A 24,363-nucleotide genomic window follows, 5' to 3' on the forward strand; every position below is an offset into this window, starting at 1 on the left:
ATTTTATTGAATCTATAGCAAAAGCGTATTTGAGGTGATTGTGGATATAAAAACATTGAAAAGCTTTATTAGCGTAGCGTCACACCAAAGCTTTTCTGGCGCGGCGCGTGATCTCAATACGGTACAGCCGGCGATTAGCCGTCATATTGCCATGTTGGAAGAAGAGCTAGGAGTTATGCTGTTTATCCGCAATTCGCGCCAGGTAAAAATCACTAACGCGGGAGAGCAATTGCTGCACGATGCGAAACAGATTATTGCATTGGCAGACAACGCAAAAAGTCAGGTAAAACGAGCACAGCAGGGGCAGATAGGCGAGCTTAATATCGCTCATTTAAGTTCAGCATGTTTGACTTTTATGGCAGATTTAGTTCGCAGCTATTCGCAGCAATATCCTGATGTGCATGTCACGTTATTTGAAATGACCGCGACAGAACAAATTGAAGCATTTAAAGATAACCGCATAGATGTTGGGTTTTCGCGGCCATTACCCAGCGGGATTATTGATGAATTTAACAGTAGTGATATTTACATCGACAAGTTGATGGCCGTTGTGGGACAACACCATCCCCTGGCTGAATATAGCCAAATAGAATTGGGTCAATTACAACAGCAAAAGTTGATCATCTTTAACCGTGACGAAGCAGTAGGTTTGTTTGACGATACTATTATGCTGTGTAAACAAGCAGGATTTTCGGCCAATATTATTAGCCAACCTAAACATATGCAGACCTTGTTAACTGAGGTGGCTGCTGGTCTAGGTGTTGCTATTGCGCCTTATTGTATTCGTAAATTATACAGTCAAGGTTGTCATTTTTTACCTTTCACTGATGCACATAAAGCTATACCCACTCAGCTACATGTAAAGCGTGCTAATGATCGTGCTACTGTAGATGCTTTTGTCGCGTTGGCATTACACAACAAAGCTAAAATTGCCAAAAGTATGGCTTAATTAATAGAGCTTGAATGATAGAGTTTAAGAAGTGCAGCTTAAGTGATGAAGTTTAAGTGAGATGGAACATTGCACTTAAGCCAGCTAGATACTCAACATTTTATACTAACAGGCCAGAGGAAGGCATTGACTATGGATCAGGTTTTACCACAAAACAGGCGTTATTCAGAACTTGATTGGTTGCGGGTGGTACTGATTTTTGCAGTTTTTTTACACCATGTATTGATGCCATTTAATGGTGACGACTGGCATGTGATGAATAATGAATCGAGCAAAGTGCTTGACGATATCATGGTGTATTTTGAACAACTCAGACTGCAAACATTGTTTTTTATCGCGGGTGCAGCCAGTTTTTTGTTACTGCAAAAAATGCCCGTTCGCCAATTTCTCTCGAGTAAGTTTCATCGGCTTTTTATCCCTTTGCTGGTGGGAATGATATTGATTGTGCCGCCACAACATTATTATGAGAACATTACTGAATATAGCTCTTTAGCATCGGCGTATGGTGAGTTGATGTTGTCGTTTGATAGTAATCATTTATGGTTTATTGAATTTTTAGTTATCTTTATGCTGCTTGCGGTGCCACTTAGGTATTTGTTAACACACCAGACCGGTATTAAGTTACAACAATGGCTTGAACGAATAAGCCGTCATCGTTTTGGGTTGCTCAGTTTAGTTTTAGTGTTAATCGTATTACGTGGTGCGCTCAAATATGTTGCGCCATCAGACAGTCACCATATCGAAAACCTGTCATTGAGTGTGTTTTATTTGTTTTTCTTCTTTGCAGGCATGTGCTTTGTCAAAAGCGAGCTTATTTGGCGCGCGTTAGCTGAACATCGATACACTTATTTAGCCAGTTTGTTCGTGAGTTCAATCCTGTTTTATGGCTACTATTACTCACCTGATTTAAGCCCGTATTTGTCACTTACCACACGATGGCAATTATGGTGGTTAGTTTGTACGCTAGTGTCTTGGTCTGGGTTATTAACCATGGCAGGTTTTGCGATTGCTCATATTAAAAATACGCCAACATGGCTGCATCAAACCAACGAATTGATCTACCCGTTTTATATTTTGCATCAAACTGTGATTGTGATGTTGGCGTTTTATATTGTGCAGTGGCAAGCTTCAATCGCAATTAAATCGGTAAGTTTATTATTGAGTGCTTTTATAGTGTGTGCATTGCTATGTTATTGGTTGATACGGCCGTTTAACGTTACGCGGTATTTATTTGGACTTAAAATTATGTCTAAATCCAAATAACAGCTATTGATTAAGTTTTTGATATTAAGGAGTTTAACCGTAATAGATCACATTTAATCAAATTGAAACACCCAGATGTGAAAAGTCCGCCAAAGGCGCAACACGCTTAATATTCGCCTTAGCTTAGTACATAAAACAATCAATTAAAAAGCGGAAGTGGATTAGCCTTCGTGCGCTAAATACTCAATAATTTGTTCCATGTTCAGATTAAAATCATCAGCACGTACACACTTAACAATTAAGTCATCAGTGACAGTCGCTAAATCAATTTTGTTTCCGACTTCAAAGCGGTCTGGTTTTAAATGATAGAAAGGTCTGACTAATGGTCGGATAGGGTCTTTTGGGTTATGACCTTCAACAATAGCGAGTCTATTTGACTCAAGTTGAACCACTGAACCGATAGGGTAAACTCCCATACAACGAATAAACTGGTCGACTAAGTCTTTATCCAATTCATTTTTTTCAGCTAACGCGCGCAAAATACTGAACGATTTCACTTGGGCATAACCCTGCTTGTAACAGCGGTGCGAAGTCAGCGCATCAAAAATATCGCATATGCTGATCATGCGCCCATAAAGGGTAATTTTTTCTGCTGGTACGCCAAATGGATAACCCAATCCATTGAGTTTTTCATGATGTAAGCTTGCCACTTCTAAACTTAGTTGGCTGATGCCTGGGGTATTCTTCATAATTTCAATCGAGTAACTGGCATGAGTTTTCATAATATGAAACTCTTCATCGGTCAGTTTGTCTGGTTTGTTTAAAATCCGATCGGGGATCATGATTTTCCCAACATCATGTAAAAATGCGCCAATAGCCAGTTGATTAACTATGTCTTTGTCGATTTTTTTATAGACGGCAAACATGGTCATCAAAACAGAGACAGACACAGAGTGTTCTAATAAATATTCATCTTTATTACGAATATTTATCACACATGATAGGGCATTGGGATTATTAAAAATTAAATCGGTGGATTCTGAGGTGATCTTTTGTACCGGATCCATGTCTAACGGAAGACCGTGCTGCGCATTATGAAACAGCTTTTTCTGAATGTCTTTTGATTCATTGAACACTTGGCGCGCTCTCACTATTTCTTGATTAAAGAAATTTGCTTTCACATCGGTGCGTACAGGCGTCACTTTTCGGGGCGCTTGAGGCTTAGGCCAACTGATATTTTGCTCAATTGTTGCGACATCAACTTCAGCTTTACTGGTATCAATGAGTAGTTTGGTAACTGATTTACGTTTTAATGCTTCAATAACCTTTTCGCTTTTAAGCACACCAGGTTTAGTGAGCGAAAAAGTATCTTTGGGTTCGGTTATTTCGACTACATACATTCCAACACAAACGTCAGTAATGTCATGTTCAATCAGCATAAATCGGTTCCTTGGGGCTATTTTCAACGTATGAGCGATGCGAGTCAAAGTACAGTTATAGTACTGCTATAGTACGACATTTTTAATAATATAGCGTATATAGTGCTGCAATATAAGCGTGATAACTTAATGAAGATCAATATTTTACCAAAAAAAATACTTGGCGAGTGCTTATAAATGTAACGATAATGAAATATAAACATAAACGCAGTTTATGATGAATTACCAACGACGTCCATTGTGTTTAAATTATCGGCATGTAACTGCGCGTTTTTTATTCAAAATTCATGATTAATTCTACTAATACATGAGCTTAAATATTTTACTCTATCCCTATTACTTAACACATCGTGTTTAATTAAATGAATAAGCATCGAGTGCTAACAATTCATACTCAACGTCTTGATGTATTTTTTTGGCAACACTTGCTTCGCTCGCCCCTAAAACAGCAATAAGTGGTAAAAAATGTTCCTGAGTCGGATGATTAAACTTAGCAAATGGTGCGAGCTGTAAGTAGTTTAATAACGATTGGGTATCATTATTTGCTAGCTTTTCTTCAACCCATTTGGTGAATTGATTCATCATATCAACGCCATTTAGTGTTTTAGGTTGACGAAAAACCTCGCTTAAATTATGGCTTATTCCACCCGAACCTAATATGAGAATATTATCGTGTTTTAATGACGCAAGTAATTGTCCATATTGATAATTTTTTTCAGCGCTAACACGGGTGTTAATGGATATTTGTACGATAGGAATGTTTGCTTGTGGATACATTAATCTCAATGGGATCCATACACCATGATCCCAGCCATGTGTTGGGTCTAAATTCACCTTGATGCCAGCGTTAGTCAACGTGTTGGCAATTTGCTGAGCCAGTACAGGCTCTCCTGGCGCAGGGTAGTGAATTTGATACAGTTCATCAGGAAAACGATAGAAATCATGAACGGTTTCTGGTTGCGCCCCGGCGGTGATCACCACATCGTCAGCGACATCGAGGTGGGCAGAAAACACCACAATAGCTCTAGGTGCAGGCCGCTGCTGGCCTAATTGTTGTAAAAATCGAGATGTTTTGCTGTTTTCAACAGCCATCATAGGAGAGCCGTGTGAAATAAACAGAGGTTTTTGATGCTGTTGCATATTAGGTTTCTCGTTTAATGTCATTAACTACGAGGTTATTGTGGATTCAAATAACAATTTTGATAAGTGTTTTATCAACATGCTGAATACGACAATAATTGGCGTAATGAATGCCTGAGTTGTTTAAATACCGGTTCGTGACTGTAACGATGGTGCTGTATAACATCAACATTCGCTTGCCAGCCAATCTCTTTAAATTCAGACGGTAACAAAACTAGTTGACCGCTATTAACATAGTTATTGGCAATATGATTGGGCAGTAAACACCAACCATGCCCCTGCAATGCCAGTTCTAGCAAAATATAGTAATTGTCGGCGTACCAAGCATCTGGGCTCATGGCTGACTGAAAGCTACTGGATTTAGTATTTCGCGAACGGATTAACAGTTGGCGGTGCAATTTTAAATTGGCTAAATTATCACACACCTGTTGTGCTAAAGGGTGAGAACTTGCCACATACATATCAAACTTAATTGACCCGATTGATTCAAAATCAATGTGATTCGGAATCGTTAACTCACTGAAAATAATCCCGGTCACAGCCCGATCTGTGTCAATCATATCGATAATATCAATACTTGATGCAGTTAAAAACTCAAGCGTGATAGTTGGAAATTGAGTTTCGAGTTCATTAATAATATTGGACAGTTTTTGCAGCGGGATGCCTTCATCTAAACCAATCGTTAGCTCTGATACTGCTTGTTGGTCTAGGCTTTGGGCGCAATCACGCAGGCGTTGATGCTGGCTCAGTAATACTTGGGCATGGGGCAGTAGTTTTTTCCCTGCTGGTGTCAATTGTGGGTAACGTCCGCTGCGATCAAATAGCTCGCTATTGCAGTCTATTTCAAGGTTTATCACATGCTGACTGACAACCGACTGGGCTTTATTAAGGCTTCTAGCCGCCGATGAAAAAGACCCTGTGTTAACTGTCAGCACAAACGCTTCAAGCTGTTCAATACTATACATATCGTTTTTACCGATACTTACTAACTTTAATGTATCTTTATATTGGATGAAAATAGCGAAAACGTCACCATTAAATAGAGATAAACATGCAAAGAAGAGAAAGAGTGTTTCACGCCGTGTCTTTTGAGCTCGTTGCCATGGCCATTATTGTCCCTGCAAGTGCATTATTAATTGAAAAAAATCCATTAGATATGTTACTTGTCAGCATAGGGTTGACGCTATTTGCAATGCTTTGGAATTATGTTTACAACCTGCAGTTTGATAAGTTAATCGGCCCAAATAGAGTTGAGCGTAAAATTGGCATTAGAATTGTGCATGCGTTGGGGTTTGAAGGCGGTATGTTATTGGTGACGATTCCGTTAGTGTCATGGTATTTGGCATTAAGTCTGATTGACACCTTAATATTAGAAGCTGGGGTTTTAGGCTTTATTTTAGTGTATACCGCAGTCTTTAATTGGCTTTACGACGTGTATCAACCGTACCAAAAATGGTTTGCTCATTTGGTACATTAATATGGTTTATTAGTGTGGCTTTTCGTCTAGGTTCATTATTAGTTAACCATTGATGTAACAGAGGATTTAACCACGACGCAACGTTTGTTTTCTATTAGTGTCATGGTTGCTGTGGCATCATGATAGTTGAATAATGATAAGCTGGATGCAAAACGTGAAAAATTACCGCCTAAATTATGCTGCCATCGTTATCGCCAGTGCATTGATGTTAATTAATCCTGTCGTAGCGGACACACTCGCACCGTTTACTAGTGATGGTTGCAGCGCATTTCCAGATGGCACGTTTGAACAAAGCGAATTATGGTTAGCGTGTTGCCAAAAACATGATTATGACTATTGGAAGGGCGGCACGTTTGATGAACGCCTCGCATCAGATAAAGCATTACGTGCCTGTGTTACCAATGTGGGCCAACCGCAAATTGCTTTATTAATGTTAGCCGGTGTAAGAGTGGGTGGCTCGCCATATTTACCCACCCAATTTCGCTGGGGTTATGGTTGGTCATACCCAAGAGATTACGGTTCGTTAACTGAAGACGAGCACAAACAAGTAGAACGACTCTTTGGTCAAGAGCAAAAGTAATCATTAATCATATGACAACAAAATCACCACAACACATCGGCACTCTTTTAGGCGTGTTATATGGCATATCGTTAACAATATTGGCGATATACCAGCGCTAAATAACTTTGGTGGGCTGATTACCATATCATTTATGTTTGTGGTTCCGTTGGTTATTGGTCTTATTCGCGTTCACTTTTAAGCTCAACAAAGAGTAAAATTTTTTAGCCGAACCCTTCGGACAGCGTTTGTTGGTCATTTCTACTATGTTATCTGCTTTTATTTAAGTCATAACCAACAATTCGCTGCAAAAACAACCTTGAAAGATCATCTGGTCCTGGCGATTAAACCGATGTCACCAGTGTCATTTCGATGCCAAAAACCGTTAAGCTTAATTAAAACCTCACGCCGTTAAGCTATCCCATGAGTGTTTAATCGTTATATTTGCTATTTCGATAACATCTCAATATCCACTATTTATCGTCATAATCTCTATTATTAGAAATGGGTTGTCATTTAAAGCCTCATTCAATCGCCTTTTTAATAATGTGTTAAATAGCGTCAACAGCCACTTGCGCCTCGATGTTATTTCAGCATACAATCGTGCGCTGAAATTGAGCTAACACGTGTACGCTATAAATGAATTTATTGACCCGACTTAACAAAGTCACTGCTAAAACCTTATTTCATACTGAATCATTAGGCAGTTATTTCGAACCGCTTATCCAACGTGTTAAGCCTGCGTGGCGAGCCCACTGGTTTCGTGCCCAGGTTTTGTCAGTTAAACCGCTTCGCGATGATGTATTACAGCTTGAGTTAGCCCCGCAAAAATCTTGGCCGCAAGCCAAAGCTGGCCAACATGTGTTATTAACGGTTGAGCTAAATGGACGGTTAATGACGCGGCCTTTCTCTATTTCGTCGTCGCCCGAACAACATCATGCTCAATACCCCAAAACACGGGTTATTCGCTTAACCATTAAACATAACGCGAATGGCGCTTTTACCTCAGGGTTAAGTTGGCATATCACTGCTGGTTGTTATGTTAACTTAAGCGCGCCGCAAGGTGATTTTGTGCTAGGTGAGAGTGTTGTTGACCTGCCTGAAACCCCATTATGGTTTGTTGCTGCAGGCAGTGGTATTACTCCGTTTATGGCTATGTTGCATCAATTGGCATTGTCTATAGAACGATCAGTATTGCAATCATTAAGCCCTATTCAGCTCATCTATTTTGCTAAAGCCGGCGAGCACTTATATGTTGATGAACTTACTGCTTTAGCGCAACAGATCCCTCAGCTCTCTGTGAAAATGTTGGTGCGTAAAAATGGCGACAGTTTAGCTGCTGCATTACAGGAGTGCCCAGCAGCGAGCCAAGTGTTGATCTGCGGTCCCGGCAAGTTTAAGCAAGATGTTGACTGCCAATTAGATGCCATTAATCACCCGCCACAACACCGTCAAGCCGAGTACTTTCAAGCACCGGTATTGCCCCAAACAGATAACGGCCACCAGCATATTCAGTTAACGCAGCGAGGCAAACAAACCCAACTTATATTAGCAACGAACGATACTTTGCTAAATGGTTTAGAACTACAGGGAATAACTGCCAATTTTGGCTGCCGTATTGGTGTGTGTCACCAATGCCAGTGTGTGAAAAAAACGGGCGTGGTTAGAAATTTACGCACCGGTGAGCTATCGCAACAAGGTGAACAATTGATCCAATTATGCATTTCTCAGGCAGTGACGCCACTTGAGTTGGAATTATAAATCGATGAATAAAAATATTAATTTTGAGTTGTTAGCTAACGAGTTAGATGACTTAAAGCGCCAAACTTTAAGCGAGGTTGGTGCCACTGATGCTGCTTATATTCGTAAAGTGATTGTGTGGCAACGCGCTTTAGAGTGGGGCGGTCGTGTGTTATTGATGCTCGGGTTTATCCATCCACTATGCTGGGTTGTGGGGGTGTTGAGCTTAGCGAGCGCCAAAATTCTCGACAATATGGAAATTGGTCATAATGTGCTGCATGGGCAATATGATTGGATGAACGATCCTCATATTAACTCGCGTCAGTTTGATTGGGACATCGCCTGTGATGGTAAAAGTTGGCAACGGATCCATAATTACGAACACCACACTTACACCAATGTAATAGGTAAGGACCGTGATTTTGGTTATGGTTTGCTGCGTTTGTCGAATGATTTTTCGTGGCGGGTTAAAAACCTATGGCAATTTATTACTTACGTTAATTTAAGTATGCTATTTCAATGGGGTGTGTCTTACCATGAACTCGCTGCAGAACGTGTTTTTATGGGTAAAAAGAAACAAGACCGATCATCAAAAGTTGATGCTAGTGAGCTCAAACGTCGCTTTTTTAGTAAAGGTGGTAAGCAACTAATCAAAGATTACCTGCTATTTCCTCTGCTGGCAGGTCCACTATTTTTGTGGGTGATATGTGGTAACTTAATGGCTAATCTAATTCGCAATCTATGGACGTCTACCATTATCTTTTGTGGCCATTTTACCACCGATGTACATACCTTTAGCCAAGCAGAGTGTGAAAATGAAACTCAAGGTCAATGGTATTATCGTCAGGCGTTAGGGTCGTCAAACATTCTCGGTGGCAAATTGTTTCATATATTTACAGGTCACTTGAGTTTTCAAATAGAACATCATTTGTTCCCAGACTTACCATCGTCACGCTACCAGCAAGTGGCGCCACAAGTGGTGGCAATATTTGCCCGCCATGGGATTGCTTATCATACAGGGCCTTTTTTACGTCAATATAGCCAAGTGGTTAAACGTATTTTACGTTATTCTCTACCATAAACTGGATGAAATCCGCTGACTAAGCACTTCAACCGAAGTGCTTTTTTTTATCGATAAAATATTCATAGGCGTGGTTATTAACAGCCGTTAAGATAGGTCAATCTGTTTAAACTGGAAACGCGAGAGATGATACCTTCAGATAAAGGGGTACGAGCTATAGCGATGCTAGAAGCAAGTAAAGGAGTATTGGCTTTATTGGCTGCAATAGGCTTACATGTGTATGCTGGTACAAATTTGTCGGTGTTGGCAACACAATGGGTGACGCATTTACACCTAAACCCTGCAAGTCATTACCCGAGTATTTTTATTGCAGCGATAGGATCGGTATCGCAATCAAGTCTGACGTTATTAGCATTAGGAGCTGCGGCATATACTTTGGTGCGCTTTATTGAAGCCTATGGTTTATGGCATAACATGCGTTGGACTCAATGGTTTGCACTTTTTAGTGGCGCAATCTATTTACCTTTTGAGCTTTACGAAATGATGAGCCACTTTAGCCTGCTCAGTGTGATTGTGTTGCTAATTAATCTTGTGGTGGTCATATATATGTATTTTGTATTGTTTCCGCGTAGAGCAGCCATATGAGCTCCGCTTCAATGTTTCGTTACGCAGATTAATCTAAAATTATTAACAGAGTTTAATGGCCAGCGGTTGATCCATTAAGTGGTAATGTTAGTATAAATACTCACTAGCATTAACGATGAGTTAGCGAAAACACGATTGATTGACTCGAAATGATTTATTTTACGCGAGTTTATGACGTTAATTTATGTAGACATTCAATTAAGTCATTTGCTTTACTAAATGCACTTTATTTGAATTGAGACCCGTTTTATTAGTGGTGTAATATTTGTTTTAACGGCGAGTGTTTTTATTGGTTTAATAAAACGACGATAAATACTCGCTGAGATACAATGTAAGCAACATGTTAATAGTAGAGGTGTTTATTATTAATCTTGCTGGCTTGTAATCACCATTTATACAAATGCTGTAATGTTATGACTAATTAATTCTACTTTACGAGGAATAAAATGACTGACATCGATATTGGTATAAAAAAAGATGACCGACTAAAAGTTGCCGAAGGCTTAAAAAGTTTATTGGCTGACTCTTACACGCTTTATTTGCAAACCCATAATTTCCATTGGAATGTTACCGGGGTACATTTTCGCGAATTACACCTAATGTTTGAAGAACATTACACTGAACTTGCGACAGCGGTCGATGATATTGCCGAACGTATTCGTACCTTGGATGTGGCCGCACCGGGAACGTATAAAGAGTTTGCGCGCCTGAGTTCTATTAAAGAAGTAGAAGGTGTGCCGAGTTCTACTGATATGGTTGACTTACTTACTCTAGGCCATGAGCAAGTCGTTAAAACATCGCGACAAGTGCTTAAGTTAGCACAAGCTGCTGATGATGAGTCAACGGTAGCCTTGGTGTCTGACCGTATGCGGATACACGAGAAAACGGCGTGGATGTTAAGAGCGACACGTAAGTAATCTGTACGATACTGAACCGTGTTGATACAATTTGCGATGGTTAGTGCTGTTATTATTTGAATTTGAGATGCGACGATCTACTCACAAAGTCGATAGTTAGCATGATATTCTGGCATTAACTAAAATGTGAGTTAAAACGTGAATTAAAAAAGCGCCTCAATAAGGCGCTTTTTTGTGTTTAAGCAGTAGCAAGTTGTTTAAAAAACTCTTCTTGCTGTTGTCTCACTGTGTCAACGTCATTGGTTGCTTTTAAATAAGATCGCAAACCAATAATGTTGATTTGAATTTTCTTCGCCGTGAGTTGACTGTCTAAATGGGCAGGTAAGTCGCCTTCAAGTTTGGCTTGGTCAATAATACTGGCAAATCGTTGTTCAAATTTGTTGAGCTGCTCACGGGCAACGTTTAATGTATCTAGATGAGATTCATCTAATTCAGATAACGTCCTTACTAACATGCACAATTCACTGGGTGAACCTTCACAGCATGGTTTAACCAGCCCACGTAGATAATGTGTTAATCCAACCCATGCACGATCATGTTGTTGTAACATATTATTCAAATTACGTTCGCCCGTTTGAGCATAACGAATAAGTGTCGCTTGATATAAATCAGCTTTACTACCAAATGCGGCATAAATACTGCCTGGTCGCATGTCCATAGTTGTTTGAATTTCTCGCGTTGATGTGGCCAAAAAACCTTTCTGCCAAAACAGATTTTTTGCTCTTTCAAGTACGTCATCGCGATCAAATTTAGAAATATTAGCCATTACATCCTCTTTGGTTAGTTGGCTATTTTACGTTAACCCTATGAGATAAGGCCAGTATCTTTTGGCAATTTTTTAACCATAATGGCCATTGTTGCTGATTATGCTTAATTATGGATTTGATATGAACGATTTCTAATTGAGCAAATAATGTCGATTAAACAACAAAGCTGCATTCACGAGAGGTTATTTGAATTACAAAATTGACGGGTAAATGCAGTGGATAAGCATGAGTGGTATTGTGATATTGGTGTTGTGACATTAGCGTTGTACTAGTAATGATGTAATGGTGGCATTTTGATATTGGCGTTATATTAGTACGGCTATAATGAGCCGTTATTAACGATAAAGCGGAATTGAACTAATGTATTCAATTCCGCTTTCAAAACTAAGCGCTCAATTTACACTCAAGTTAAATCCATTGTAAAAATGCGCTGATTAAAGGCTAAGACCAAACCCCTTTTTCGGTTTTACCTTGTATTTCTACATCGGCCAGTTTGAACTCAGGCTTGTTAGTGGTTTTAAGTTTAACTTGATAATCACGGGTTAAATTTACGATGGTCGGGGTTAACAGCATAATGGCACTGATGTTCACTACCGTCATTAAACCTAGTGCCATGTCGGCCATGTTCCACACTTCTTTTAATGAGGCGTTGGCTCCCCAATACACCATGCCTAAATACAATAGTGTATAAATGGTGCGGCCATAGATGTTATCGAGTTTAAACAGATGCAAGTTACTTTCTGCGTAGGCGTAGTTTGCTACTACAGACGTAAAAGAGAATAGCGTAATAATGATGGCAACAAACATATCGCCGCTTATTCCCATATGGTAAGTCATGGCGTTTTGAGTGATCCGAATACCTTCCATTTCAGAGCCAATACTGCCTTGAGCCAATAAAATCACAATGGCGGTACAGCTACACAACACCATAGTGTCAATAAACACCCCAAGCATTTGTACGTAACCTTGCGCAACCGGGTGATTAGGAACCGGAGTGGCGCCCGCTGCCGCATGTGGCACACTACCGGCGCCGGCTTCGTTAGAATATAACCCGCGTTGAATCCCATTTTTAATTGCAGCACCGAGCGCACCAGCTGCTGCTTCATTTAACCCAAAAGCAGAGTTAATAATATCCATCAATACCCCAGGGACTTGTTGGATATTAATAATGGTGACGGTTACCGCTGCCAAAATAAATGCTAAGCCCATAAAAGGCACTACGAACTCGGCAAAACGAGCAATGCTGCGAAGGCCTCCCATAACAATGATGCCAGCAATTAAAGTAATGACCGCTCCAGAATAAACCGGTGAAATTTCGAAGGTGTGGTTGAGTGCGTCGGTGATGGTGTTGGCTTGCATGGCACTGAAACTAATGCCGTAACCCAGGAATAAACATAATGCGAATAGTACCGCTAACCAAGGTTTATTCAGTCCTGCGCGGATATAATAGGCGGGTCCTCCGCGGTATTCTTTATGATCGTCTCGCACTTTATATAGCTGACCTAAAATGCTTTCGGCAAATCCGGTCGCCATACCCAGTAGCGCGATAACCCACATCCAAAATACCGCACCGCTACCACCGAGTGATATTGCCATGGCGACACCGGCTAAATTACCAGTACCAACACGGGCAGAAAGGCCGGTACACAAGGCTTGATACGAGCTAATGCCCGATTTGTCACCTTGAGTACTGCCTTTCATTACTTTAAACATATAACCAAAATGGCGAAGTTGAATAAATCTTAACTTCAATGAAAACCACACACCGGCAAATACCAATATATAAATGAGCACTTGGTATTCGCCCCACAACACATTGTTGGTGAGCGATATAATGTCATTAATCATTTAGCAACTTCCTTTTATTGAGTCTTCTCTTTATTATTAGAGTTTATTGTTAAGAGTCTTTTTAAAGTTTGTTGATGCTGAAGCTTATCTTTTCGATAAATGGATCCCTGCCAACATACAACGAACAGAACCGCCAGCCATCTCTATAGCCGATACATCTAATGGTAGCAGAGTCACGCTTTGAGTTAATAACGCAATTTGCTCATGTGTTAACGCATCAAAAGCACGTTGTGATAATGCTAAAAAACGGCCTTGTTTTGATTGTAACTCAAGTGCATTACCACAAAAATGACGAATTTGATCTTCGGTTAAGTTAATAATCACTCTGCCACTGTCTTCAAATCGTTGAATAATTTGCTGACGACGTTGAGTGTCTTTAATCATATCGAACCCAGCCATGACATAATCACTGCCAATGCACATCAATACATTGGTGTGATAAACCGGTACTCCAGCTTCATCTTGCGCATCAAACACCATTGGCTCGTAATTAAATTGAGTACAAAAACGCTCAAGCACTAATGAATCGGTACGCTTGGATCGAACCGCATAAGCCACTCGTTCAACATGGTCGAGAACCATGGCACCAGTACCTTCTAGATATATGTTGTCGTATTCTAAGCCCGAATAATCAATAACATCCTGTACTCGATATTGCTGTTTGAGCATATCGATGATGTCAGTCCGGCGTTCTTTACGACGATTTTTAGCATACATAGGATAGATAGCAACATGACCACCTAGATGGGTTGAAAACCAATTGTTAGGAAATACCGAGTCTGGTGTTTCTGTGGTGGTATCTTCAAAAACGTGCACCGTGATGCCTGCTGTTTGTAATAGTTGCTGAGCTTGGGTCACTTGATCATAAGCTTGTTGCGATAGCTGCAGAGCATCTTCGGCCAATTCATGGCTTTGATAGCTGTTATCTGGCAACGTTTCAGGGTTAGGACTGAAATGATGTGGACGGATCATCACCACCGCAGATGGCGCTTGAGGGTTAATGGCCATTATGCACCTACAGCCAAGCGACTAGCTTGAGATGCTGGGGTTAATAAACCAAATAAATCCCGTGGATTTTCTTGGTTGGTGAGTAACTCGAGTTGCTGATGACTTTGTTGCTGCATAATTAAATCATGTACATATCGTAATGCAGAAAAATCTTCAATTGCAAAGCCGACACCATCAAAAATAGTCAGTTGTGAATCGTGGGTGCGACCTTGTTGCTCACCGCGAATAACGTGATACATCTCTGTAACGGCAAACGTTTCATCTAGTTGCTGGATATCACCTTCAATACGGGTTTGTGGTTCATATTCCACAAACACATCGGCACGTAATAGTAAGTCTGCTTCAAGTTCTGTTTTACCAGGGCAATCGCCGCCAATGGCATTGATGTGTACTCCATCACGCACCATTTTGCTGGTTAAAATAGTCGCATTACGTTTATCGGCAGTGCAAGTAGTGATCATATCAGCGCCTTCGATAACACTTTCAGCTGAATCACATAACGTAAGTGTGATGCCCTGGTCTGCCAGGTTATGCTGGCATTTAGCCATTGCGCTTGGATCAATATCGTAAATTCTGACATTGGTAATCCCTAACACCACTTTACAGGCCAAAATTTGGAACTCAGATTGAGCTCCACAACCTATCATCGCTAAGGTAGTGGCGCCGCGTGGGGCCAAGTATTTAGCCATCATGGCGGAGGTTGCAGCGGTACGAAGTGCGGTGAGTATGGTCATTTCAGACAACATAACAGGATAACCGCTGGCCACATCAGACAACACACCAAAAGCGGTGACAGTTTGCAAACCGATATGGGTATTTTTAGGGTGGCCATTGACGTATTTAAAGCTAAATTGTTGTTGATCACTGGTTGGCATTAGCTCTATCACGCCGTCAGTTGAGTGGCTGGCAAAACGTGGTGATTTATCAAATAACTCCCAACGACGATAATCTTGTTCAATATAGTCTGTTAACCCTAATAGAAACGCCTCAGTGCCAACGTGTTTGAGTAAGGCTAACATGGCTGTGACACTGACAAAGGCAACATTTGAAGACTTTTTATTGATGGCTATATTCATTATATTAATCACTTTAGTTGACACGTTTGGTCATGTTGACCAAACGCTAAATAAGACTGTGATTAAGCTTATCGAGTGTCTTTGCTAAACAAAATGCTATTATGTTGTAATAATTTAACTATTATTTGTCATAATGCTAGGCTGTATATTACAAAATGACAATTATTCTCCAAATAAGGTCTTAACACCATGCAACCACCACATCAATCTGCCCACCCTTATTTGTATGATACGCTCGACAAACAGCTTATTTCTATCCTGCGTAAAGATGCCAGAGCATCAATTTCTAAGCTGGCGCAAGTATTACAAGTTTCACGCGGGACGGTGCAAAACCGTTTAGACAGATTGGTTAGTAGTGGCGCTATTTTAGGGTTTACCATTCGCGCACACGAACAAATTGAATCTAATGTGGTGCGGGCCATTATGATGATTGAAGTAGTAGGGCGCTCAACAACCCAAGTGATCAATAAACTCCGGGGCATACCGCAACTCGAAAAATTGCATACTACTAACGGCGCTTGGGATTTAGTCGCCGATATTAGGGCCACCAGTTTAGAAGAATTTGATAAAGTGTTGAGGGAAGTTCGCACCATTGAAGGGGTACTCAATAGTGAAACCAGCATTTTATTGAGTACAGTGTAATCATCACCACTGAGCTGACGTCTAATATCTGGCCACGCAGATCGGACAATGCTAAGTGGCCTATGATGCTTTACCGAACGAGGAAACGGTTACATGACGAACGTTAACGTGCCTTTAAGTGCTAATCAACACCAATTAGCCTTACTGCGATTAGTCAATTGGGGCCTTAAAATTGGCCTTATTCTGTTTGCCACCGACTTATTTGGCTTAACCACGCCTCCAGTAACCTTGTCTTACGTGCTCATTTTTGAAGCCTGTTATGTTGGCTTTAGCTACCGATTTCATCGACTCAGCATGAACAACAATGGTTTGTTGTTTTTAACCTTATTATTAGACACCTTGTTCTGGGCTACCTGGTTATATTTTACCGGTGGAGCAACCAATGCCTTTGTCTCATTACTGCTATTACCGATTGCGATTTCAGCGATTACCTTACCCAGATGGGCACCGTGGTGCTTAACCATCGTATCGACGATATTTTATACTTTGATGATTGTTGATATCACCGAACAAAATAGTGGCTCGGTAATGGACCATGACATGAGCCAAATGCCAATTAACCACGTTATGCAAGCAAACCAGGCAATGGCTGCAAATCATGTTATGCCTGCAAGCCACAGTATGGACATGGGCTCGCACTATTTAGGCATGTGGTTTAATTTTGTTATTTCGGCATTAGTGTTAACCGTCACGGTGGGTTTTATTGCCAAACGAATAAGACAAAAAAATGCCGAGCTGCGCTATTTACGAGAAGGCCAGTTACGCCAGGAAAAGATATTGGCCTTAGGCACCGTATCAGCGCAAATGGCCCATCAATTGGCAACGCCGTTAGCCACATTGCGTTTACTCACCGATGAGTTAGTCGATACCCATCATGATGCTGAACAACTGGAATTGATCAGCGAAATGCAGCAAGCACTGAATCGTTGCGAAGTCACCTTAGTTGACTTACGGTTAGCAACAGAATCGATACGGGAGCAAAAACTAGCACAACAGCGGGTCGATAAGTTAGTGGCAATCTTAACCGAGCAAATCAGTTTATTGATGCCAGAAGCACAACTGAATATCGCCATAGCACCACAAGTTGAGTCACGTATAGTAATGACCGACATGAGCTTGTTGCCTGCATTAATGGCGTTAATTCAAAATGGCATTCAAGCCAGTGAAGATAATCAACACCAGACCCGCGTAGATATCAATATTGGCTTGTCACAACCCAATCAGCTGACTATGACTATTCGTGATTACGGTGTCGGCATTGCGACTCATGTATTGCAAACTTTAGGCAGTAACATGGTGAAAAGTCCCAAAGGGATGGGCATTGCGGTATTATTAAGTCACACCAGCTTCGAGCGTTTAGGCGGTAAGTTATACCTTAAACCTCACCCAGAATGTGGCACAGAAGCCATCGTGACGTTGCCGTTAAGCGTATAAAAAACGAGTTGAAGCTATTTTGAACGAATAGAAGCTATTTTAAACGAATAGAAGCGAATCGAAGTAAATAGACGTTGAAATAAATACAAGCTGAATTGAGAACATCATGAACAAGCTATTGATTATAGAAGACGATTTAGCCCTAGCCGCCATTTTAGCCCGCCGCCTCGGTAAGCATGGCTTTGAGTGTAAAACCTGCCATCACGCCAGCGACAGTTTATTAATGGCAAGGCAATTTGTGCCAACGCATATCGTGTTAGACATGAAATTGGCTGAACATAATGGTTTGTCGTTAATTAAACCATTAAGACAATTATTACCCAACGTCCACATGGTATTGCTCACTGGCTTTGCCAGCATCGCCACTGCAGTAGAAGCCATCCGCCTCGGTGCAGACAATTACCTCGCCAAACCCGTCGACACCCAAACCTTATTAAATGCATTATTAGTCACACCAGACACTACAACGACTTATGGTGATATTGAAGAACTACCACTTAACCCCAAACGGGTCGAATGGGAACACATTCAACAAGTCCTCGCCACCAACAATGGTAACGTATCAGAAACTGCCCGCCAACTGGGGATGCACCGCAGAACTTTGCAGCGCAAATTGCTGAAAAAGCCAACGGCAGATAATCGGTAGAATAGGGGAGTTGGGTGTTTGTCCTACTTTGGACAAAGGGTGTTTTTAGATATTGCTTCATGGCCTGCGGCCACCAATGTCGTGGCGCTTTACCCACACCAGAGTTTTAAAACTTCGTTTGAATTCTCATCGATAAACTCCACCATAAATCGGTCGATTATAGCGTTATTTCGGTAATGGTATTGAGCATGAATTTAGGTTTATTTTTAGATTATTGCTTATTGCTTATTGCTTATTGCTTATTGGCCTGCGGCCACCAACGTCGTGGCGCTTCACCCACACCAGACCAAGAGGAAACCAACGGCTGTTCCCTCTTGGAACTCCCAGCCGCCCCGCAACATTTTCGCTATTTACAAAATAAGAGCTGCGAAAAGTCGCCATGGGGATTTATCCAGCTTTGAATCTCGTTTGTAATCGGCCTCGGCCTTACTCGAAAATGCTAACGCTTTCGATAGTACATCCTGTACCGCGAAAGCTAGCCTGACGTCCTGTCAGGCTCACGCTATTTTCTTCAACGGTCTCAAGTTCAGAGTTGAATTTAACCATTCCCAATCATGGATTCTGACTCATTTATGGACAGTAACGTTTTAGAAAAGCCAATGTTTCAATTTACTTTTTATAAAAGTTTACCCTGACCCCACTAAATCTTTAAACCTATTAGGTCTTGCACATAGCCATGACCGTTGTGGCGCTTAGTCCATACCAGACCAAGAAGAAACTGTATTGGCTAACGAAAGTTGGGCACTACTTTAGAAGTTATCTAGCTTATTTTTGGACAGAAACGAGCCAGTGGCGCTGCTAATTTAGTTATTATTGAATTACTTTTTGTATGGCACAACGCCTTAAACAGACAGCCCAACGGGAGGACAAGAAAACCAGACGTCAGAAGCCACTCTTAATTGCATATTCCGCCCACAATGGACCACTGCTTCGCAACTCATGGACCAGTACTCAGAATTGCTTGGACCAGGCTTCCGCTGAGAATGGACCACAAAATACCATCTCGATGAACAAGTCGAACAAGCAGTAGAGAAACAACCCGAGCAGCCAAACTATAACGCGCTGGGGCCTAGGCCCGAAACAATGGGTGTCTCGTTTAAATGTTCAAATAAAAACTCGAACAACAATGAATATCGTAATAAAAAAATATGTTACATAGCTATGCAACCTAATTTTTCTAGGGTCTATACTGGTTTCAAAATCAAGTTCATATATTTTTAACCTTTTACAAAGAAGTGAATAAATGTATAGCCATAAAGCACATATTAAAAATATAAAAAAATACCCGCTCACGCTAACATCTGAAAAAATACTAACATCATTTGCATTTAACACCCCATGCAAGATGAGAAAAACAAAACCTAATGATGAAAGCAATACCATAGACACTGCCCCAGAATGGCCAAAACTTTTACTTCTATAATATGCATAACCGCCAACAATATAACTACGAAAATTATACATTTTTAATTACCTCTAAGGTTTATATCTGTGTAGTGGCACATCTATTTTGGTCACTGCTTTATAGATTTCGAAGTCGATATTTGGTTTCTATCATTAGATAAATGATGCAAGTCAGAAATCGTGATTAACTCATAACGGGGCAAAAGTGGGTTAGAATCTGTGCATAATTCGAGAGCAGTAACATTAACAGCAGCATCACAAACTTAATCCCGTAGTTGTTTGCTAGGTAAGTTGCACAATAGCTCTTCTAGCTATTCCGTGGCTTATTAGACAACTCGACTTTGGATGGATCTATCAGTCCATAGTTCTTGTTTCTAAGGTGAGGAACAACCTGCATCCAATCAGTGCAAGTGTTGAAGTGTTGTTGTTCATTTCCCCCTTCATCAAACTCCACTATTTCGAACGAATTGGCAGTGGTACTATGCTTTTTTTGCAATTCACTAGTAAGTCTCTCCCAGTAGTTCCATGCTGAGTCAAAGGCTTTCTTTGACAATTCTCGGTTTCGTGTTTGAAATTTTGATATTGAATGAACGAAGCCATCTAGAATCACATTAACATCAAGGACAAAATTGGATTCACTGATAGCACGCTTGTTAGAATTTTTAATCTTCGGGTCATCAAGAATGCTCTGTTTAGATAATGGTAAAGTGAAGCGAGCAACAATTGTCTTGTCAGCTAAACCTCCATCAAAACCTACGGATAGGTTGTCTACTAACGAAGATCTGTGTTGGGCAATGTTTCGCAGCACTGAACCTAAGAAGTAGAGTCCGTTGGCATGATGTTCAGCAACATACTCCTCTACGATTAATTTATGCAATTCAGGCTCACCGGTCACATTTAAAAGAAATGACTTTTGTTGACCTTTATAAATATGCGAATCCATGTAGAATTTACTTTGGTTCAGTACACTGTTAAGGCATCTATTTAGCCTGGCGCGAGACTCATGGTTAAACACGTAATCGAGCTTGCTTCCCATCGTAAGGCGGTTGACGTTCTCTCGGTGAATTGCAACTTTAAAGTCTTTGTACGCCTCAATCAAATTATCAAAAGAAGACTCTAGGTTATAGACACGCATAATAAGATTCCTAGTAGCTAAAATCTCATTGTACATATCATTATTGAGCTCAAAGTATTCAATGGAAGGCGTCATGCCATTAAATTCAGTGGTTTTTAATTTAATCATTACTCTTTCCATAAGTTATCTACTGAAGATAATTGAACTGTTCCAGCTTTTTCAAGGGAAATAAAGTACCGCCCCCTCCTTTTTTAATCAATAGCTTATTACCATTGATGTAGCTGACGCACACATAAACGACAGTTAACCAACACTATTACCATTCCAAGTTTATTGGTTACTCAGAGGATCTAGGACTGGCATAAAGAAAAGTATTAAAATTTGAAGTCCACTTCCACTACAGCGTCATGACACTGAAATACAATGGGGCAAAGACATGTTTCAAGGTGGCCTAGTGAATGACCGTAAATTGCACAGAATTACTAAATCTCGACTACGTTCTGCCCCTGGTCATGTTAAAATCTCCGCATCAGAATTACCGAGAAATTCAATGTTTATCCATCATGTTAACGGCATCGACTGGCTAGTTATCACAGCTTTTGAAGAACTGAAAACTATGTTTATTGAAGAAGCCGGTACGATACCCTCTTGCTTCTCTACCGCCAGCGAATTGAAACTGGTTGATCAAGCAAAGCGAACTTATAGATATTTGCCTACTCTCAGCGGCGTAATCACCGATATCGGTACATATCAAAGACAGGGTAACGAAGAAGATTTGGACCCACAGCTTGCCTGCTTAGTTGAGGGGCATGGTCGGGTATTTATCTATCACGGCGGCTTTGTAGCTTTTGTGGATGACGAGCAAACCTTTATTACCCGAATAGACTGAAAATTATTCAGTAAGTTGAAATTGGCGAATTGGCATCCCTAGCAAGGAATGGGGCATAAATGATTTGCATACCTTGCTCGCAATTAGTGTGATTCAACTCTGAACTTGAGGACGTTGAAGAAAATAGCGTGAAGTTCACATGGATGTGAGCTTAGCTTTCGCGGTACAGGATGTACCATCGTAAGCGTTAGCATTTTCGAATAAGTCCGAGGCAGGATTCAAATGAAGTTAAAAGCTGGATTACTTTCCGTCGCAATTTTTTCGCCGCTATTGTTTTGTAAATAGCGAAAATGTTGCCGGAACGGCAAGGGTGATCCAAGAGGGGATTGCTGTTGATCCCCTTTTGGCCCGTGCAGGGTGGAACCTTGCGATCTAATTCAAACGAAGTTTGATAAATCTGGTGTGGGTGAAGCGCCACGACGTTAGTGGCCGCAGGCCATAAGTCAGAATAGATACCCTATGACATGATATCAATTTTGCAGATGCAGCAAGCTAAGCTTTCCATTAGTATAACGAGTCGTTACCATGGGTGTCGGTTCCATCCATTTCTCTCAGGCTCTTTCTAATTATACCGCGCAGGCCTTCGACATATGCTGACAAGATCCGCTTCCAGAAATCGAACAAATCGAATCATCGTCGACACGATGAACCATCAAGTTGTGAACAACCCTTCGACTCAAACAACAAGGTATCCCTATGACTAATCAACTGTCCCAGCAAACTCCCCTTACTGTCGAGACAGTCGACGATCTCGCTAAATTGGTCAACTACTCATTGATGGACACGCTCAACAGCGATCCTGACGCGACAGCTAATGGTGACGACCACGCGCCGCGACAAGTATTTTCGGGCCACTATGTGCCTGTTAAACCAACACCGATTGAAAATCCAGAATATGTAGCACACAGCAGCAGCTTGTTTGCTGAATTGGGTTTTGCTGACAGCATGGCGCAGTCTGCCGATTTTATGAGCTTATTCTCCGGCGATCTTTCGAACGTTCCTGTACCCATGAGTAAGGTTGGGTGGGCGTGTGGATATGCATTGTCCATTTTTGGTACCGAATACATCCAACAATGTCCTTTTAGAACGGGTAATGGCTACGGCGATGGTCGAGCCGTTTCTGTGGTTGAGGCTGTGATTAACGATAAACGCTGGGAAATGCAGCTTAAAGGCGGTGGTCGCACGCCATATTGCCGCGGTGCGGATGGTCGCGCTGTGCTGCGATCCAGTGTGCGTGAGTTTCTCGCGCAAGAACACATGCACGCGCTTGGCGTACCAACATCGCGATCGCTGAGTTTGTATGTGTCTAAAACCGAGACGGTGCAGCGGCCTTGGTATTCTGAGGGCTCTAACGCACAAGATCCTGACCAAATGATTAGTGAGGCGGTTGCTATCTCGACACGTGTGGCACCTTCGTTTATTCGGGTTGGCCAACTTGAGCTATTTGGTCGCCGTGCCCGCACGCAGGAACACCCGCAAGCGATGGCAGAGCTTGAACAACTGATGTTGCATGTAATTGATCGTGAATACGCTGATGTTATCGACCAAAAACTCACTAACGAAGAGAAAGTGCTTTTACTGGCGCGTGAGTTCCGTAGCCGTTTGACGTCACTGATAGCGAACTGGATCCGTATTGGTTATTGTCAGGGTAACTTTAATAGCGATAACTGTGCCGCTGGTGGCTTTACGCTCGATTACGGTCCGTTTGGATTTTGCGATGTGTTCAATCCACAATATCAACCATGGACGGGTGGCGGGCAACATTTTGCATTTTTGAATCAAGGCGTGGCAGCAGAACGTAATTTCTTGATGTTTTGCACCGCATTAAGCCCATTATTGATGTCTACACCAGATTATCTAGAACAGCTCCAGCAGTTGGTCGATGGTTTTGCCACCGAGATGCAAACAAAGATGGAGCAGATGTGGACGGCTAAGCTTGGGCTTAACACTTTTGATGCGGCGTTATTTAATGAGCTTGAAACGCTGATGCTGCAAACCCCAGTGGATTACACAATATTCTTCCGTGAGCTTTCGTCGTTGCCTGATGATATTGGTCCACTGACTAACAGTTTCTATCGAGATTTATCGCAAGGGCCACAAGGATTGGAGCAACGCTGGTCTGCTTGGCTGACACAATGGCAATCATTGCTTGGTACCGAAGACAATAGCAATATGCTTATTGCAGATGCAGATGCAGATGCAGACGCACAACCACGTAGCCGTGATGATATTATTGCGCAGATGCAACGCGTTAACCCTAAATTTACTTTGCGAGAGTGGTTGTTAGTACCTGCTTATCAGCAAGCTAGCGTTGGCAATTATGCACTCGTTCGAGAATTGCAGAAGGTGATGACTCAGCCATACGCAGAGCAGTCTCAAGAAGTTGAAGACAAATACTATCGACTCAAGGCATCAGAGTTCTTTGGGGTAGGTGGATGTTCGCATTTAAGCTGCTCGTCGTAATGGTGAGATAATCTATCAGCT

22 protein-coding genes are annotated in these 24,363 nt (G+C 41.4%); 14 read left to right on the forward strand and 8 right to left on the reverse strand.

Annotated features, from left to right (window positions below; translation table 11 throughout):
• The first annotated feature begins 40 nt into the window (after positions 1-40).
• Both AAEY97_RS14090 and AAEY97_RS14095 read left to right on the forward strand, forming a co-directional pair.
• Positions 41-949 carry a LysR family transcriptional regulator gene (locus tag AAEY97_RS14090; RefSeq protein ID WP_350999494.1) on the forward strand — a complete coding sequence of 303 codons (909 nt, stop codon included), beginning with the start codon at positions 41-43 and terminating at the stop codon, positions 947-949.
• A gap of 132 nt (positions 950-1,081) precedes the next feature.
• The gene (locus AAEY97_RS14095; RefSeq protein ID WP_350999496.1) at positions 1,082-2,212 is read left to right on the forward strand and encodes an acyltransferase family protein; all 1,131 of its coding nucleotides are present in this window, start codon (positions 1,082-1,084) and stop codon (positions 2,210-2,212) included.
• Positions 2,213-2,373: 161 nt separating this feature from the next.
• Here the strand turns inward: AAEY97_RS14095 and AAEY97_RS14100 are convergent, their stop codons facing one another.
• The 3 genes from AAEY97_RS14100 to AAEY97_RS14110 all read right to left on the reverse strand — a co-directional run bounded on the left by AAEY97_RS14100 (position 2,374) and on the right by AAEY97_RS14110 (position 5,696).
• Positions 2,374-3,591: a cyclic di-GMP phosphodiesterase gene (locus tag AAEY97_RS14100; protein WP_101088445.1), complete on the reverse strand. Its 1,218-nt coding sequence runs from the start codon at positions 3,589-3,591 to the stop codon at positions 2,374-2,376.
• Positions 3,592-3,945: 354 nt separating this feature from the next.
• Positions 3,946-4,731, reverse strand: coding sequence for a DODA-type extradiol aromatic ring-opening family dioxygenase (locus AAEY97_RS14105; protein ID WP_350999499.1), 786 nt, complete (start codon positions 4,729-4,731; stop codon positions 3,946-3,948).
• 74 nt (positions 4,732-4,805) lie between these two features.
• Positions 4,806-5,696 carry a LysR family transcriptional regulator gene (locus AAEY97_RS14110; protein ID WP_350999502.1) on the reverse strand — a complete coding sequence of 297 codons (891 nt, stop codon included), beginning with the start codon at positions 5,694-5,696 and terminating at the stop codon, positions 4,806-4,808.
• Between the two features lie 86 nt (positions 5,697-5,782).
• Here AAEY97_RS14110 and AAEY97_RS14115 point away from each other — a divergent pair, with 86 nt between their 5' ends.
• From AAEY97_RS14115 to AAEY97_RS14140, 6 genes are all read left to right on the forward strand, one after another.
• Positions 5,783-6,208: a PACE efflux transporter gene (locus AAEY97_RS14115; RefSeq protein ID WP_162022997.1), complete on the forward strand. Its 426-nt coding sequence runs from the start codon at positions 5,783-5,785 to the stop codon at positions 6,206-6,208.
• Between the two features lie 145 nt (positions 6,209-6,353).
• Positions 6,354-6,788, forward strand: coding sequence for a hypothetical protein (locus tag AAEY97_RS14120; RefSeq protein ID WP_502959464.1), 435 nt, complete (start codon positions 6,354-6,356; stop codon positions 6,786-6,788).
• A 618-nt stretch (positions 6,789-7,406) separates the two neighbouring features.
• The gene (locus AAEY97_RS14125; RefSeq protein WP_350999505.1) at positions 7,407-8,528 is read left to right on the forward strand and encodes a flavin reductase family protein; all 1,122 of its coding nucleotides are present in this window, start codon (positions 7,407-7,409) and stop codon (positions 8,526-8,528) included.
• Positions 8,529-8,532: 4 nt separating this feature from the next.
• Positions 8,533-9,588, forward strand: coding sequence for a fatty acid desaturase family protein (locus AAEY97_RS14130; RefSeq protein ID WP_101088440.1), 1,056 nt, complete (start codon positions 8,533-8,535; stop codon positions 9,586-9,588).
• Positions 9,589-9,714: 126 nt separating this feature from the next.
• Positions 9,715-10,173 carry a DUF2127 domain-containing protein gene (locus AAEY97_RS14135; protein ID WP_350999508.1) on the forward strand — a complete coding sequence of 153 codons (459 nt, stop codon included), beginning with the start codon at positions 9,715-9,717 and terminating at the stop codon, positions 10,171-10,173.
• 446 nt (positions 10,174-10,619) lie between these two features.
• The gene (locus AAEY97_RS14140) at positions 10,620-11,090 is read left to right on the forward strand and encodes a Dps family protein (RefSeq protein WP_101088438.1); all 471 of its coding nucleotides are present in this window, start codon (positions 10,620-10,622) and stop codon (positions 11,088-11,090) included.
• Between the two features lie 178 nt (positions 11,091-11,268).
• Here the strand turns inward: AAEY97_RS14140 and AAEY97_RS14145 are convergent, their stop codons facing one another.
• The 4 genes from AAEY97_RS14145 to ocd form a co-directional block, all read right to left on the reverse strand.
• Positions 11,269-11,856 (reverse strand): TetR/AcrR family transcriptional regulator, encoded by a 588-nt coding sequence (locus AAEY97_RS14145; RefSeq protein ID WP_101088437.1) that lies wholly within the window; start codon positions 11,854-11,856, stop codon positions 11,269-11,271.
• 442 nt (positions 11,857-12,298) lie between these two features.
• Positions 12,299-13,705, reverse strand: coding sequence for an alanine/glycine:cation symporter family protein (locus AAEY97_RS14150; RefSeq protein ID WP_162023001.1), 1,407 nt, complete (start codon positions 13,703-13,705; stop codon positions 12,299-12,301).
• Between the two features lie 84 nt (positions 13,706-13,789).
• Positions 13,790-14,713 (reverse strand): citrulline utilization hydrolase CtlX, encoded by a 924-nt coding sequence (gene ctlX / locus AAEY97_RS14155; protein ID WP_162023002.1) that lies wholly within the window; start codon positions 14,711-14,713, stop codon positions 13,790-13,792.
• Positions 14,713-15,789: an ornithine cyclodeaminase gene (gene ocd, locus AAEY97_RS14160; RefSeq protein ID WP_162023003.1), complete on the reverse strand. Its 1,077-nt coding sequence runs from the start codon at positions 15,787-15,789 to the stop codon at positions 14,713-14,715. Before ocd ends, ctlX begins: the two co-directional genes overlap by 1 nt.
• Before the next feature lie 189 nt (positions 15,790-15,978).
• Here ocd and AAEY97_RS14165 point away from each other — a divergent pair, with 189 nt between their 5' ends.
• From AAEY97_RS14165 to AAEY97_RS14180, 4 genes are all read left to right on the forward strand, one after another.
• Positions 15,979-16,431, forward strand: coding sequence for an Lrp/AsnC family transcriptional regulator (locus tag AAEY97_RS14165; RefSeq protein ID WP_101088433.1), 453 nt, complete (start codon positions 15,979-15,981; stop codon positions 16,429-16,431).
• A gap of 93 nt (positions 16,432-16,524) precedes the next feature.
• On the forward strand, positions 16,525-17,865 hold the full coding sequence (locus AAEY97_RS14170) for a sensor histidine kinase (RefSeq protein WP_350999513.1): 1,341 nt from the start codon (positions 16,525-16,527) through the stop codon (positions 17,863-17,865).
• Positions 17,866-17,971: 106 nt separating this feature from the next.
• Entirely contained in the window at positions 17,972-18,511 is a 540-nt protein-coding gene (locus AAEY97_RS14175; RefSeq protein ID WP_350999516.1) for a response regulator transcription factor, read from the forward strand.
• Between the two features lie 188 nt (positions 18,512-18,699).
• On the forward strand, positions 18,700-18,912 hold the full coding sequence (locus AAEY97_RS14180) for a hypothetical protein (protein ID WP_350999519.1): 213 nt from the start codon (positions 18,700-18,702) through the stop codon (positions 18,910-18,912).
• 1,310 nt (positions 18,913-20,222) lie between these two features.
• Here AAEY97_RS14180 and AAEY97_RS14185 read toward each other — a convergent pair.
• Entirely contained in the window at positions 20,223-21,158 is a 936-nt protein-coding gene (locus tag AAEY97_RS14185; RefSeq protein WP_350999522.1) for a hypothetical protein, read from the reverse strand.
• 382 nt (positions 21,159-21,540) lie between these two features.
• Here AAEY97_RS14185 and AAEY97_RS14190 point away from each other — a divergent pair, with 382 nt between their 5' ends.
• Together AAEY97_RS14190 and AAEY97_RS14195 are read left to right on the forward strand one after the other, a co-directional pair.
• Positions 21,541-21,879 carry a cytosolic protein gene (locus AAEY97_RS14190; protein ID WP_350999558.1) on the forward strand — a complete coding sequence of 113 codons (339 nt, stop codon included), beginning with the start codon at positions 21,541-21,543 and terminating at the stop codon, positions 21,877-21,879.
• Between the two features lie 696 nt (positions 21,880-22,575).
• Positions 22,576-24,342 carry a protein adenylyltransferase SelO gene (locus AAEY97_RS14195; protein WP_350999525.1) on the forward strand — a complete coding sequence of 589 codons (1,767 nt, stop codon included), beginning with the start codon at positions 22,576-22,578 and terminating at the stop codon, positions 24,340-24,342.
• Positions 24,343-24,363 lie beyond the last annotated feature (21 nt).

Origin of the sequence: Shewanella sp. TB7-MNA-CIBAN-0143, from assembly GCF_040310065.1 — a bacterium.
GTDB lineage: Bacteria > Pseudomonadota > Gammaproteobacteria > Enterobacterales > Shewanellaceae > Shewanella.